The organism is Puniceibacterium confluentis (genome assembly GCF_007923445.1).
Taxonomy (GTDB): domain Bacteria; phylum Pseudomonadota; class Alphaproteobacteria; order Rhodobacterales; family Rhodobacteraceae; genus Puniceibacterium; species Puniceibacterium confluentis.
Genome location: NZ_VOJI01000004.1, coordinates 160487 through 173580, shown reverse-complemented (window position 1 = coordinate 173580; position 13094 = coordinate 160487). Strand labels below are relative to the sequence as shown.

Genomic DNA, 13094 nt, shown 5'->3' with positions numbered 1-13094 from the left:
AGAAGGGACACCACCATGAGACTTCACGGCAAGACCGCTCTTGTCACCGGCGCGGGCTCGGGCTTTGGCGCCGGCATCGCGCGCCGGTTCTGCGCCGAAGGCGCGACTGTGATGCTCGCCGACCTCAACTCCGAGGCGGCACAGCGCGTCGCCGCCGAGTGCGGCGGCATCGCGATCACCGCCGATGTTGCGAAGGGTGACAGCGTGGCCCAGATGGCCTCCGAGGCGATCAGCCGGATGGGCTATGTCGACATTCTGGTGAACAACGCCGGCATCACCCACCTGCCCGCCGCGATGGAGGATGTGAGCGAAGACGACTTTGACCGGGTGTTTGCGGTGAACTGCAAGTCCGTCTACCTCACCGCCCGGGCTCTGGTGCCGCATTTCAAACAGCGGGGATCCGGCGTCGTGCTCAACATCGCCTCGACCGCCGGGGTCTCGCCGCGCCCGCGGCTCAACTGGTACAACGCCTCCAAGGGCTGGATGATCACCGCCACCCGGACGATGGCGGTCGAACTCGCCCCTGCCGGAATTCGCGTCAACGCGCTGAACCCGGTCGCCGGTGAGACCCCGTTGCTGAAAAGCTTTCTGGGCGAGGACACCCCCGAGATGCGGGCGAAATTCCTCGCCACCATTCCGCTGGGCCGCTTTTCCACCCCCGAGGATCTGGCCGCCGCAGCGCTTTACCTCTGCTCGGACGAGGCCAGCATGATCACCGGCGTCTGCATGGAGGTGGACGGTGGTCGCTGCATCTGACCCGGGCTGCCGTCCGCCTGTGACGGCTCTCGCCGGAGGCACCGCGCCCGGCAGGCCGCACCCCACCTGCGGCGTGGCGCTGCAATGAAACCCGGCCCGCTGAACCTGATCACCGATGTGCCCGGCCTGAGCGTGGGCAATGCCGAAGACGCGGCGCTTAAATCGGGCACCACCGTGCTCACCGCTCAGGCGCCCTTTGCCTGCTCCTACGCGGTGCTGGGCGGTGCCCCCGGCACCCGTGAAACCGATCTGCTGGAACCCGACAAGACCGCACCCGGGGTCGATGCGCTGGTGCTGTCGGGCGGCAGCGCCTTTGGTCTGGCGGCGGCCCAGGGCGTGATGGAGGCCCTGCACGATGCCGGGCGCGGCTTTGCCGTGCACAGCGCCCGGGTGCCGCTGGTGCCCGCCGCCATCCTGTTCGACCTGCTGAACGGCGGCACCAAGGGCTGGCGGGAAAATCCTTACCCCGGTCTTGGCCGCGCCGCGCTGGCGGCGGCGGCAGGGCATTTCGCGCTTGGCAGCCACGGCGCCGGCACCGGTGCGCAGACCGCGATGCACAAGGGGGGCCTGGGCTCGGCCTCGCTGCGGCTGGACGATGGCACCATGGTCGGCGCGCTGGTGGCGGTGAATCCGCTGGGCAGCGTCACGACACCCTCGGGGCGGCATTTCTGGGCCGCGCCGTTCGAGATCGGCGGCGAATTCGGCGACCTTGGCCCCGACCCGGCGCGGGGATACCAGACACCGCCCCCCAGCCGGAAATCCGCCGCGATGGCGGCGCTTGGCAATACGACGATCGCCATCGTCGCCACCGATGCGGCGCTGGACAAGGCGCAATTGCGGCGCATGGCGGTTGCCGCCCATGACGGCATTGCCCGCGCAATCCTGCCCGCCCACAGCCCACATGACGGCGATCTGGTGTTTGCGGTGTCAACCGGTGCCAGACCGCTGGTTGCGCCGCCGCTTGAGCTGACCCAGATCGGCCACGCCGCGGCGCTGTGTCTGTCCCGCGCGATTGCCCGCGGGGTCTGGGAAGCGCGATCCGCTGCGGGTGACCTGCTGCCGACACTTAGGCAGGATCTGGGGCTGGAGTGACGGCGCACAGCTCTGGAGCTGCCACGCTCATGCGGTACCCAGCGCCCGACCCGCGCGACGCCGGATTTTGACGGTGCAGGTTCTGGCCCGGGCTTCGGCGCGGACAGCGGCGCCGGTCAGCGCAGGATTGGCGGCCTTGCAGGATCAGAGCCCGGGGCGGCCGGTGTGACCGCGGCTGGTCTGGCCGGTTGCGGCAGATCGAACCGCAGGCCGACCCGGGCGAGCTTGGCGGTCAGCGGGTCGCTGTCCGGCAGAAACACCACATCCAGCGCACCGGCCTCGATGCCCGAAAACACCAGTGCTTCGTTCACCGCGCGGGCCAGCGCCGCCTCGGCGCCCGGGGTGGTGCCGGTGAGCCCCAGCAGATGGCCGCGGCTGTCGTCGTCATAGACCACGGCCGCCAGATAGGCCTTGCGCGCCAACCCCGCCGCCAAACCCAGCTTGGTGTCCAGCGCGCTCAGCAGAACGTCGGGCAGGCCTCTGGGCGACAATACCTCGACAGGTCTGGCCTCAGCTTCCTCGGGGCCTTGTCCCAGGGTCTGCGTCAGCCAGTCGACCGCCCCGGCCGGGATCAGGAATGACGACGGCGCCACCTCGAGGTTGAGACCCAGACCGATGTCCTGCCCCGCCAGCATGGCGGCGATCACCCGCCCCGGCAGGGCGGCATAGGGCGCAGCGCTGCCGGTGAAGCGGGTCAGCCGCTCTTCGCGGTCAAACACCAGGACAAAGCGGCTGTCCGAGAGATCGAAAAGTTCGGGAGTGATGCTGTCGCCCACAGCCTCCTGCGCCAGCAGCAGAAACAATTCCGCATCCGCCAGCCGTTCAAAGAACCGCAGACGCGCGGTGTCATCGCCCGGGGTTGCCTCCATCGCGGCGTGGGCCGCGTCCAGCGGGGTCGTTTCGTCCATCACGTCTCTCCCAGTACCGAGCTTACCCTGGCCCGCAGGACCGGCAACAGCTCGGCCTCGAACCAGGGGTTCTTACGCAGCCATCCGGTATTGCGCCAGGACGGGTGCGGCAAGGGGATGCGCGCGGGCAGATGGTCGCGCCAGCCTGCCACGGTGCGCGTGACACTGTCGCGGCCGCCCAGATGATACCGCTGCGCATGGGCGCCAATGATCACGCTCAGGCGGATATCCGGAAGCGCCTGCATCACCTGATCATGCCAGGTGGCCCGGCACACCGGCGGCGGCGGCAGGTCGGCGCCGCGGGCGTCGTAACCCGGAAAGCAAAAGGCCATTGGCACCACAGCCACGCGCGAGCGGTCGTAGAACTGGTCACGGCTGAGCCCCAGCCAGTTGCGCAGCCGGTCACCCGAGGCATCGTCGAAGGGAATGCCCGAGAGGTGCACCCGCATCCCCGGCGCCTGTCCGGCGATCAGCAACCGCGCCTGCGGGGCAAACCAGGCCACCGGACGCGGCGCATGGGCGGTGCGGGTCCCGGCGAAGCGGGTGGCGCAGATCCGGCAGCGGCCGATGTCGCTGGCCAGCGCGCCCCTGCCGTCCGATCCGCATTGCGCCGCCGTCACCGCGTCAGACCGAGAGGGTAAAGAACAGCCTGCGGAACGGAAACAACACGGTGCCGTTCGGCCCCTTGGGATAGGCTTTGCCGATCACGCTTTCATAGGTGCGGATCAGTTGCGCCTGTTCGTCCCTGTCCAGCTTGTTCAGGATTGGGCGGGCATAGGTCCCTTCGGTGAAACGCCGTACCGGGTGGCCTTCGCCGTCCGGTGCCAGTTCCTGATAATATTCGGTTTCCCACAGCGTGACCTTGCCCAGAGGCGCGAGCAGGCGATGGTACTCCGCCGGCAGCAACACCTTTGGTCCCTGCGTCGGGTCGATCCGGCCGGGGAAAAGCTCGTCCACCAGTGACCGCCACAGCCGATGCGACGGCGCGTTGTTCTGATGCGGGAACTGCACCGCCAGCACCCCGCCCGGAGCCAGCAACGCCGCCAGCCGGGGCAGAAGGGTCTCGTGCGAGGCGACCCAGTGCAATGCGGCGTTGGAAAAGATCATCGCGACCGGAGCACTGGAGGACCACTCGGCCAGGTCCTGTTCCAGAAGTTCGTCATAGCCCCCGGTCAGTCGCGCCTGCGACAGCATCGCCGGGCTGGTATCGACACCGACGAGATGACGCCGCAACTGTCCCAGCGCCGGGCCGACGGCCCCGCCGCCACAGCCAAGGTCGATCACCGATCCCTCGGGCAGCGGTCCGACTGCGCGCAACAGATCCAGTGCGGGGCGCAGACGCAGACCCCGGAACCTGTAGTAAGCCCCGGGGTTCCAATCCTGATCGGCCAGTTCGATCATACCGACGGTTCAGGCTCCAGCCCGCCGTCGCCAGAGGTCTTGGCCTTCGGCTTCGTCTTGGGAATGGCCGTGACGCTGGGCGTTTCTTCTTCGCCCTGGCCATCGTCGTCCGGCCCGGCCTGCGGCGGCTCGCCACGGATCACCCGCTTGATTTCATCGCCGGTCAGCGTCTCATACTCGAGCAGACCCTGCGCCAGACGTTCCCACTCTGCGTTCTTATCGGTCAGGATCTGGAAAGCGCGGTCGTAAGCTTCCGAGATAAAGCGCTTCACCTCGCTCTCGATCACCTCCTTGGTGTGGGCAGAGACAGACAGGCCGGCCGTCTGGCCGCTGTAGCCCTCGTGCGCTTCGGAGTAGTCGATGTTGCCGATCTTGTCCGACATGCCCCAGCGCAGCACCATTGCACGCGCCAGTGCCGATGCCTGCTGGATGTCGCCGGCAGGACCGTTGGAGACATTGTCCGCACCATACTTGATGATCTCGGCCGCCTTGCCCGCCATGGTCATGGCCAGCTTTTCCTCGCACTCCGAGCGATGCCAGTTCAGACGGTCAATCTCGGGCAGGGACACGACCATACCCAGCGCGCCGCCGCGCGGGATGATGGTCGCCTTGTAGACCGGATCGCACTGCGGCAGCGACAGGCCGACGACGGCGTGCCCCGCTTCGTGATAGGCGGTCTTTTCCTTCTGCTCGGGAGTCAGCACCATGCTGCGGCGCTCGGCCCCCATCATGACCTTGTCCTTGGCGTTTTCGAAATCTTCCATCGTCACGAACCGGCGGCCCACACGGGCGGCCATCAGGGCCGCCTCGTTGACCAGGTTGGCCAGATCGGCCCCCGAAAAACCGGGGGTGCCGCGCGCGATGATGCGCATGTCGGCGTCGGGGCCAAGCGGTGTCTTGCGGGCATGTACGTTGAGGATCTTTTCGCGGCCCTTGATGTCGGGATTCGGAACCGTGATCTGACGGTCAAAGCGGCCCGGACGCAGCAATGCCGGATCGAGAACGTCGCGGCGGTTGGTGGCGGCGAGGATGATCACACCCTCGTTGGCCTCGAAGCCGTCCATTTCGACCAGCAACTGGTTCAGCGTCTGTTCGCGCTCGTCGTTGCCACCGCCATAACCGGCCCCCCGGTTGCGGCCGACGGCGTCGATCTCGTCGATGAACACGATGCAGGGCGCGTTCTTCTTCGCCTGTTCGAACATGTCGCGCACTCGGGATGCACCGACACCGACAAACATCTCGACAAAATCGGAACCCGAGATGGTGAAGAAAGGCACACCGGCCTCACCGGCGATCGCGCGGGCCAGCAGGGTCTTGCCGGTGCCCGGAGGGCCGACCAGCAACGCGCCCTTGGGGATCTTGCCGCCAAGGCGGCTGAATTTCTGCGGGTTGCGCAGGAACTCGACGATTTCCTCAAGCTCTTCCTTGGCCTCGTCAATGCCGGCAACATCGTCAAACGTTACCCGGCCATGCTTTTCCGTCAGCATCTTGGCCTTGGACTTGCCGAACCCCATGGCACCGCCTTTGCCGCCACCCTGCATCCGGTTCATGAAATAGATCCAGACACCGATCAGCAGCAGGAAGGGCAGCAGGCTCAACAGGAAGGACTGAAAGCCAGACTGCTGCTGTGCCTCGGCGCGCACCGGTATGTTGTTGGTGACCAGCATGTTGGTCACTTCGGCATCTTCCGGCTTGATTGTCACATAGTCGTTGCCGTCCGAGCTGCGAAAGCGCACCTGCTCCCCATCCAGAGTGACAGAGCTGACGGTCTTGTTCTCAACCGCGGCCACAAAATCAGTATAGCTGATTTCGCGGCTCTGAAGTGTCGTGCCGCCGCCGCTGAACAGATTGAACAGCGCGAGAACGAGCAGGAACAGGACCACCCAGAAGGCAATGTTACGTGCGTTTCCCAAGGAAAACCTCCTAAAATCCGGTGCGCAATTGATAGCACACAACGTCACGCTGTAACATAGACATCACGCCAGCCGGTTCAATGCGAAAGAAGGAAGTTGGCAAAGCTGCTGCCCGGCTGCGCCATTGGCGTCAATTGGATTGTGCCCCCCGGACCAACCCCCAGCGCATCGCAGGCCACCAGTCGGTCACCGTCCCAGATCGAGGGCAGCGCCCGGGCGGTCCGGAAGCGTGGCGCCCCGTCGGGGCGCCCGGGGCATTGCGCCCAGCCGTCTTCGCCCAGAGACCGCAGGGTCAAACCCTTGAATTCCTGCCCATAAACCGTCCAGCGCCCATCCCAGAGCGCCCCGTCCGAGATGGGAACCAACTGCCCCGTCAGCGCGGCCGGTTCCCGGCTGATCTGAATAAGGTCACCGCAACTGCGCACCTCGCACCCCTGAAGCGTTCCGGCGCCGCCTGCCAGCACACGGTCCAGCAGCGCCTCGACCGCGTCGGACCGCGGGCGGTATGACGTTGACGAGACATATTGTAGCGCTGCGGCCAGCAGGCGCATCTGCGTGTCCAGTTCCGTGGCTGCAAACCCGGTCTGCCGGAACAGGATATCGCCCGTCGCCGCATTCAGCGCGCGCCCCTCCTGTCCGGTGTCGGCCCAGACGGTCAGGGCGCGGGCGGTCAGCGCCTCTTTGGCCCGCGACAGCCGGTCCGCCGTCATTGCCAAGGTTTCGACCCCCAGCCCTTCCGCCTCCAGCGTCACCAGCAGGCGGCGCATCCGCACCCGGTCATACCGGGCGTCGTCGTTTGACGGATCCTCGACCCAGCGCCCCCGCAAGGTCCGAAGATAGTGCCGCAACTCCTCGCGACGCATGCCCAGACAGGGGCGGATCACCTCGAAACCAGCAGACCGGGGCCCCTCGGAGTCCCGGTTGCCCGGCGCAGAGGCCGCCCCTCCCGCGCCCCCGCCGTCACCTGAAGGTTCCCGGCTTTCAGTGCCCCGAAGCCGTACCACCCGGCGCGCTGACATGGCTGACAGCCCCTCGACGCCGGAGCCGCGCGCCAGACGCATCAAAAAGGTTTCGGCAAGATCGTCGCGGGTGTGCGCCATGAGAATGTGCCCGAGGTCGCCGCGCCAGCGATCCATCAGCCGCAGCCGGGCCTGCCGCGCGGCGTTCTGCACATTGCCCTGCCCGTCCCAGTGCCAGCGCAGGGTTTCATGTGGCCAGCCAAGCGCGCGACAGGCGTCCGCCACCATGGCGGCCTCGTCCGCCGCCTCGGGGCGCAGACCGTGATCCACGGTCACAACCCGCAGCTGCAGGCCCCAGCGACGTGTCCAGTTGTGCGCAAGGTACAGCATCGCCATGCTGTCGCCGCCGCCCGAAACTGCCAGCCCGACGGCGGGTGGGAAGACAGGCCCCAGAAGCTGGCCCATGCTCTCGGCAAAACGCTGGTCCAGCGACGTCGCCGACGCCGCGTCTGGCCTACTGGCAGCCAAGGGCCGCCATTTCGCCCTGTGCCTCGGGCACAACCGCCGCGCCGGGGTAGCGCGCGGCTACCTCGCTCAGGGTTACACAGGCCTCCTGCACGCTGCCGAGCTTGCCGAGCGCGCGGCCCAGACGAAACAGGGCCTCGGGGGCAACCTCGGACTGCGGATAGCCGGAGTAGGAATCCAGATAGGCCCGGGCCGCGCCACGGGTGTCGTCGGCGCCTTCCAGCGCACGCCCCTGCCCCAGTTGGGCCGCCGCTTCTAGCGGAGAGCCCGGATAGGTCTGGCGAAAGGCCGCAAAGAGGTCAGCGGCGCCGCGAAAGTCACTTTTGGCGAGCGCCTCCTGCGCTCGCCGAAAATCCGTCTCTTCACTCATGGCCAGTTCACCGCCGCCGGTCGCGGGCAGCGGGGTGTCGGTAGCGGGGGTCGGCACCGGGGCGGCTGGCGCTGTCGCACCAGCGACCGGAGCGCTCCCGCCGCCCAGGCGCGGTGTGCTGCCCAGGGCGCCGATATCGCAGCCGGGCTCGATTTCGCACAGCCGGAACTCCATGTCGCCGATCCGGTTGGTGCCGTCCTCGACGATGCGCCCGATACGGTGCTCCATCTCCTCGGCTTTGGACGTCAGTGCTTGCAGCGCCGCCTCGATCGTGTTGACCCGGTCGATGGTATTGCCGCCCACGGTCATGCCGCTGCTGCCGGTGGTGCTCAGCTCGGTGCGCAGGCGCTGCAGTTCAACGTAAAGCACCGACAGGTCCTGCCGGATATCCGCCAGAGTTTCGGCCTGCTGCGCCGAGACGGCCCCAGCCGCAAGGCTGAAGGTCAGTAAGATTGCACTCAGACGCATAAGGCCGCCCCCTGTTCTGGCTTAGCTGGTCAGCCCACCGGCCGAGATGATCGTCACGGCGCGACGGTTCTTGGCATAGCAGGCTTCTTCGGAACAGATTTCGATCGGCCGCTCCTTGCCGTAGGTCACGAACTTCAGCCGGCTCGCCGGGATGCCACGCGCGATGAGATATTCCATCACCGCATTGGCCCGCCGCGCTCCAAGCGCGAGGTTGTATTCCCGGGTGCCCTGCTCGTCCGCGTGACCTTCGATCACCGCGAGGTAGTCGGAATTGGTCATCAGCCACTGTGCCTGCCCGTCCAGCGTCGCCTGCCCCTGGGCGCTGAGCGACGACTGATCGACCGCGAACAGAACCCGGTCGCCCACAGTCTGCTGGAAATACGCCGCAGACCGCGGGTCGTTGGCGCTGCCCGGCACGATGCCGCTTGTGCCATTCTGACCGCCTGCGGAGGCGTCATACCCAGCGCCGCTGCTGTCGCCCGGGAACCGGTTGGGGTTGGTGCACGCCGACACGCCCAGTGCCGTCATCAGCACCAAAGCTTTGGAAATGTGGTTCATCGATCCTGTCCTGCTCTTGATTTTTTTACACGCTACCACAGCCGCAGAGCCTTGCAAACGCGGCACCGCGGTGCCACCGGCGCTACACAAGAATTTTCAGAAAATTCTTGCCAAAATTCTTTGCAAGAATTTTGCGCCCGGCACCGCAATGTCACTGCAACGGCCCCCAGCTCGGATCCGAGGCCCCCTCCGGGGTGCGCACCGGTTTGAGGTTGCGCCCCGAAATGTCAACCGAATACAGGGCAGATGCCCCCTGGGCGCCCTGGGTTTCCCGCATGAACATCAGCACCCGGCCGTTCGGCGCCCAGGTCGGGCCTTCGTCAAGGAAAGATGCCGTCAACAGCCGCTCTTCCGAACCGTCGACCCGCATCACCCCGATATGGAACCGCCCGGCGTTCTGCTTGGTAAAGGCGATCAGATCACCGCGTGGCGACCACACCGGCGTGCCGTACCGGCCTGCGCCGAAACTGATCCGCTGCGGCTCGCCGCCGTTCGCCGCCATCACATAAAGCTGCTGGGTGCCGCTGCGGTCGCTTTCGAACACCATGCGGCTGCCGTCCGGGGACAGGCTCGGGCCGGTCTCGATCGACGGCGCATTGGTCAGCTGGGACGTCGCGCCGCTGGCGATGTCCATGCGGAAGATGTCGGTGTTCGCCCCCTGCGTCACCGAATAGACCACGTTGCGCCCGTCCGGGGCAAAGCGCGGGGCAAAGCTCATCATGCCCGCCTGGGTCGGCAGGATCCGGCTCTGGACGTCTCCGACGTTCAGCACATGCACCCGGGGTTCGCCGGTTTCGTAGCTGGTATAAAGCACCCGGTCGCCACTGGGCGAAAACCGCGGTGCCAGAACAATCGAGCGGCTGCCGGTCAGGTATTGCAGATTTGCGCCGTCGTAATCCATGATCGCCAGCCGCTTCGAGCGCTGATCCTTGGGACCCGTCTCCGACACAAAGACCACGCGGCTGTCGAAATAACCCGACTCGCCGGTGATGCGTGAATAGACCTGATCCGCGACCTTGTGCGCCATGCGGCGCACACCGTCCGCGGTGCCCGCAAACTGCATCCCGTCGCCCAGCTCCGTGCCTGCAAAGACATCGTAGACCCGGAACTTCACGATCAGCTGACCGGATGCGTTCACATCGACCGCACCGGTGATCAAAGCCTGGGCATTGATGGCTTTCCAGTCGGCGAACTGCACCGGGCTCTGGAACGAGGTGATGTTCGAGATATGCGCTTCGCGGGCAATTTCCCGGAACAGGCCCGTGCCGGTCAGATCATCGGCGACCACCCGGCTCAGCTGATCGGCATACCCCTGTGCCGCCGCGGATTCCGCGACAAAGCTGGGCACCGCGTAGGGGATCGGTTCGATCACGCCTTCGGTGATGGTGATCCGCAGCGGTCCGCTCTGTGCCATTGCTGACGGTGCCGCAAATGCGCTCAGCGCCGCAGCGGCCAGGGTGACGCAGGCTAGAATATGTCTCATCACTTGCCCTTCCTCTCAGGCTTTTTCCCGCGGCCTGTTCCGGCCGCCTGTCCGTTCTCTGGCGCAGCATACCGGGGTTTATCCGATCGCCAAACGCCCTGCACCGGGAAAAGTGCCCCCGACAGGACGCTGACTCCTATTTTGCAGCACAATCGTGTCATTCAGCGCATCCGCATCCCGTCAGGGTCAAAGGTCATCTCGATCTGCTGCCATTGACCAAACTTTTCCGCCGGAAGCCGGTAACCATCGCCCTGGCAGCGCAGCAGCGCCCGGCGCGCGGCCTGAAACGCCGTGTCCACCGCCTGGCCTGACCCACCCTGAGAGCTGATCATGCGGATGGAGTTGGAAATCACCTTGCCGTTCGGCTCCATCTCCATCGCCACGGTCACGGTCACATCCGCGGCCTGGCTGCCGACATCGACGACCCAGCACCCCTGCACGGCGACCCGCAAGGCATCTTTTTCGCCGCTGGTCATCGGCGGCCCCGTGGGCACGTTCGGCTGTGGTGCGGTGGTGCCGCCCGACAGCGCCTGGGCCAGGGCCGCAGCCACCGCATCCGCGGTATCGGACTGCGCAGGTTTGGCTGCGGGTTTTTCCGCCGGCTTCGCAGCCGGTTTTTCCGCAGGTTTTTCGGCGGGCTTTTCAGCCGGTTTGGCGACCGCCGCTTCGGCGGTCTGCGTCTGCTGCGGGGGTGCGGCAGGTTCCGGCCGGCTTGGCCTTGTGCGCGGACGCAGCGACGCATCCGGCGCCGACCGTGGCGGCTCGGTTGCTTCGGTCACGATCTCGGTCGCCGCCTCCTCGGGTGCCGTGGCCTGCTGTTCCGGCTCGGGTGTGACTTCGGCCGGGGCGGCATCCGGCACCACCGCTTCGCGCACTTCAGGTGCGACGTCGGCGTTCGGCGGCGGCGGTGCCACGGGTTCTGCTGCGACACGCGGTGCCGGGCGCGGCTGCGGGCGCGGCGAGGTTTCGGGCAGACGCACGGTGTCCTGCGCCGGGGGGTCCATCACCGGCGGCGTGTCGGTCACTTCCGCTGTGGGCGGCGGCGGCGGCGGGGGCGGCGCAACCGGCGCGGGTTCGGGTGCGGGCGCAGGGGCCGGTTCGGGCTCGGGTGGTGGCGCGGGGGTCGGGTCCGGCGGCGGCGCAGCAGGGGCCGGTTCGGGCACCGGTTCCGGCTCGGGCGCCGGGGGGGCCGCCACATCCACGGTGCTTTCGGGCGGCTGTGACGGCGCCGTCAGGGCTGCAAACTCGGCCTCGGACAGAATCTGCACTTCGCTGACCTCCATGGGCGGCGGATCAGAGACGAAGACGTCTCCGAAGAACACCCACAGGATCAGGGCGGCATGGCCGATCCCCGAGATATATTGACCCGTATTCAAAAGTCCGCGCCCTAGCGTCCCGACCCGTCAAGGGCCGGCCCGCCGATATCCGTGACAAGTCCGATTGAGGAAAATCCACCCGCGTTCAGCGCGCCCATCACCTGCGCCACCGTCTCGTAGGGTACGGCACCGTCGGCCCGCAGGAACACCCTGTCATCCGACCGCTCGGTGGCGATGGCGCGCAGGCGGTTCACCAGATCATCCCGCGCCACCTCGGTGGTCTGGATCATCACCACGCCGGCCGCATCGATCGTTACGGTCAGCGGCTCTTCGTTCTCGGACGGCAGCGCGTTGGCAGCCGTCTTGGGCAGTTCCACCGGCACACCAACGGTCAGCAGCGGCGCGGCCACCATGAAGATGATCAGCAGCACCAGCATCACGTCCACAAATGGCGTGATGTTGATTTCCGCCATCGGCTGCGCACGACCGCCGCGCCGACGGCCTCTGCGCCCGCCCCCGCCGCCTGATTTCATGACACCGGCGCCCATGGCCTAGGAATCCAGCTGGCGCGACAGGATGGTCGAGAATTCGTCGGCAAAAGCCTCGTAGCCGCCGATGATCCGGTCCACATCCGCCGAAAGCTTGTTGTAAAAAATCACCGCCGGAATCGCCGCCAGCAGGCCCAGACCGGTTGCCAGCAGCGCCTCGGCGATGCCCGGGGCAACAACCGCCAGATTGGTGTTCTGTTGCTGCGCAATTTCGATGAAGGCATTCATGATGCCCCAGACCGTCCCGAACAGGCCCACGAACGGAGCGGTCGACCCCGTGGTCGCCAGCACCGGCAAGCCCTTTTGCAAGGCTTCGGCCTCTTTCTGGATCGCCACGTCCATCGACCGGTCGATTCGCGCCTGCGCCCCGGCAATGAGACCGCCGTCCGCCCGGTGCGACCGGCGCCACTCCATCATGCCGCCGGCAAAGACCCTCTGGGCGCGCCCGCCCGGATCGACCCCGATCTGGTCAAACAGTTCGTCCAGCGGCTCACCGCTCCAGAATGCCTGATCAAACACGGCAGCCTCTTTGCGGGCGTGGCGGTACGAGATCAGCTTCTGAATGATGATCGACCAGGACCAGAACGAGGCGATGATCAGCATCGCCATCACCAGTTTCACAGTCAGCGTCGCACGTGCGAACAGCGCCCACATCGAGAAATCGATCTCGCTGGCGAGCGCTAGGGTCTGCGTTTCCATTTGCCTGCTCTTTATCCGGTTCGGCCGCGCTGCCGCGGCTCTGATTAGGGCGCTGTTTATCCGATTTGCTGGGTAAACGCCAACACATTGCCGTCATC

At 66.5% G+C, this 13094-nt stretch carries 13 protein-coding genes; 2 read left to right on the top strand and 11 right to left on the bottom strand.

The features are described 5' to 3' along the window. Nucleotides 1–15: 15 nt before the first annotated feature. A complete protein-coding gene (locus FOY53_RS06615; protein ID WP_146586980.1) occupies nt 16–756 on the top strand; it encodes an SDR family oxidoreductase in 741 nt (246 codons plus the stop codon). A gap of 84 nt (nt 757–840) precedes the next feature. Then, nucleotides 841–1848: a P1 family peptidase gene (locus FOY53_RS06610; RefSeq protein ID WP_146586978.1), complete on the top strand. Its 1008-nt coding sequence runs from the start codon at nt 841–843 to the stop codon at nt 1846–1848. A 116-nt stretch (nt 1849–1964) separates the two neighbouring features. Here FOY53_RS06610 and FOY53_RS06605 read toward each other — a convergent pair whose 3' ends face one another. The 11 genes from FOY53_RS06605 to tolQ form a co-directional block, all read right to left on the bottom strand. Beyond that, the gene (locus FOY53_RS06605; protein WP_146586976.1) at nt 1965–2756 is read right to left on the bottom strand and encodes an SseB family protein; all 792 of its coding nucleotides are present in this window, start codon (nt 2754–2756) and stop codon (nt 1965–1967) included. Then, entirely contained in the window at nt 2756–3376 is a 621-nt protein-coding gene (locus tag FOY53_RS06600) for a uracil-DNA glycosylase family protein (protein WP_246107309.1), read from the bottom strand. Before FOY53_RS06600 ends, FOY53_RS06605 begins: the two co-directional genes overlap by 1 nt. A gap of 4 nt (nt 3377–3380) precedes the next feature. After that, nucleotides 3381–4157 carry a methyltransferase domain-containing protein gene (locus FOY53_RS06595; protein ID WP_146586973.1) on the bottom strand — a complete coding sequence of 259 codons (777 nt, stop codon included), beginning with the start codon at nt 4155–4157 and terminating at the stop codon, nt 3381–3383. Further along, on the bottom strand, nt 4154–6070 hold the full coding sequence (gene ftsH / locus FOY53_RS06590; RefSeq protein WP_146586971.1) for an ATP-dependent zinc metalloprotease FtsH: 1917 nt from the start codon (nt 6068–6070) through the stop codon (nt 4154–4156). Before ftsH ends, FOY53_RS06595 begins: the two co-directional genes overlap by 4 nt. Nucleotides 6071–6147: 77 nt before the next feature. Further along, nucleotides 6148–7518, bottom strand: a complete 1371-nt coding sequence (gene tilS, locus FOY53_RS06585) for a tRNA lysidine(34) synthetase TilS (protein WP_500690371.1) — start codon at nt 7516–7518, stop codon at nt 6148–6150. Nucleotides 7519–7543: 25 nt separating this feature from the next. After that, a complete protein-coding gene (gene ybgF, locus FOY53_RS06580) occupies nt 7544–8392 on the bottom strand; it encodes a tol-pal system protein YbgF (RefSeq protein ID WP_146586966.1) in 849 nt (282 codons plus the stop codon). A gap of 21 nt (nt 8393–8413) precedes the next feature. Next, on the bottom strand, nt 8414–8950 hold the full coding sequence (pal, locus tag FOY53_RS06575) for a peptidoglycan-associated lipoprotein Pal (protein WP_146586963.1): 537 nt from the start codon (nt 8948–8950) through the stop codon (nt 8414–8416). A gap of 151 nt (nt 8951–9101) precedes the next feature. Beyond that, nucleotides 9102–10433 (bottom strand): Tol-Pal system beta propeller repeat protein TolB, encoded by a 1332-nt coding sequence (gene tolB / locus FOY53_RS06570; protein WP_146586961.1) that lies wholly within the window; start codon nt 10431–10433, stop codon nt 9102–9104. 161 nt (nt 10434–10594) lie between these two features. Beyond that, nucleotides 10595–11809: a cell envelope integrity protein TolA gene (gene tolA / locus FOY53_RS06565; protein WP_146586959.1), complete on the bottom strand. Its 1215-nt coding sequence runs from the start codon at nt 11807–11809 to the stop codon at nt 10595–10597. Between the two features lie 11 nt (nt 11810–11820). After that, nucleotides 11821–12297 carry a protein TolR gene (gene tolR / locus FOY53_RS06560; protein ID WP_146586957.1) on the bottom strand — a complete coding sequence of 159 codons (477 nt, stop codon included), beginning with the start codon at nt 12295–12297 and terminating at the stop codon, nt 11821–11823. Between the two features lie 3 nt (nt 12298–12300). Beyond that, a complete protein-coding gene (gene tolQ / locus FOY53_RS06555) occupies nt 12301–12996 on the bottom strand; it encodes a protein TolQ (protein WP_146586954.1) in 696 nt (231 codons plus the stop codon). Nucleotides 12997–13094: the final 98 nt, after the last annotated feature.

What these genes read in the sequence shown, in the direction of transcription:
- FOY53_RS06610 (WP_146586978.1), top strand. Translation starts at nt 841, where the DNA reads ATGAAACCCGGCCCGCTGAACCTGATCACCGATGTGCCCGGCCTGAGC.
- FOY53_RS06615 (WP_146586980.1), top strand. Translation starts at nt 16, where the DNA reads ATGAGACTTCACGGCAAGACCGCTCTTGTCACCGGCGCGGGCTCGGGC.
- tolQ (WP_146586954.1), bottom strand. Translation starts at nt 12,996, where the DNA reads ATGGAAACGCAGACCCTAGCGCTCGCCAGCGAGATCGATTTCTCGATG.
- FOY53_RS06605 (WP_146586976.1), bottom strand. Translation starts at nt 2,756, where the DNA reads ATGGACGAAACGACCCCGCTGGACGCGGCCCACGCCGCGATGGAGGCA.
- ybgF (WP_146586966.1), bottom strand. Translation starts at nt 8,392, where the DNA reads ATGCGTCTGAGTGCAATCTTACTGACCTTCAGCCTTGCGGCTGGGGCC.
- tolR (WP_146586957.1), bottom strand. Translation starts at nt 12,297, where the DNA reads ATGGGCGCCGGTGTCATGAAATCAGGCGGCGGGGGCGGGCGCAGAGGC.
- pal (WP_146586963.1), bottom strand. Translation starts at nt 8,950, where the DNA reads ATGAACCACATTTCCAAAGCTTTGGTGCTGATGACGGCACTGGGCGTG.
- FOY53_RS06595 (WP_146586973.1), bottom strand. Translation starts at nt 4,157, where the DNA reads ATGATCGAACTGGCCGATCAGGATTGGAACCCCGGGGCTTACTACAGG.
- tolB (WP_146586961.1), bottom strand. Translation starts at nt 10,433, where the DNA reads ATGAGACATATTCTAGCCTGCGTCACCCTGGCCGCTGCGGCGCTGAGC.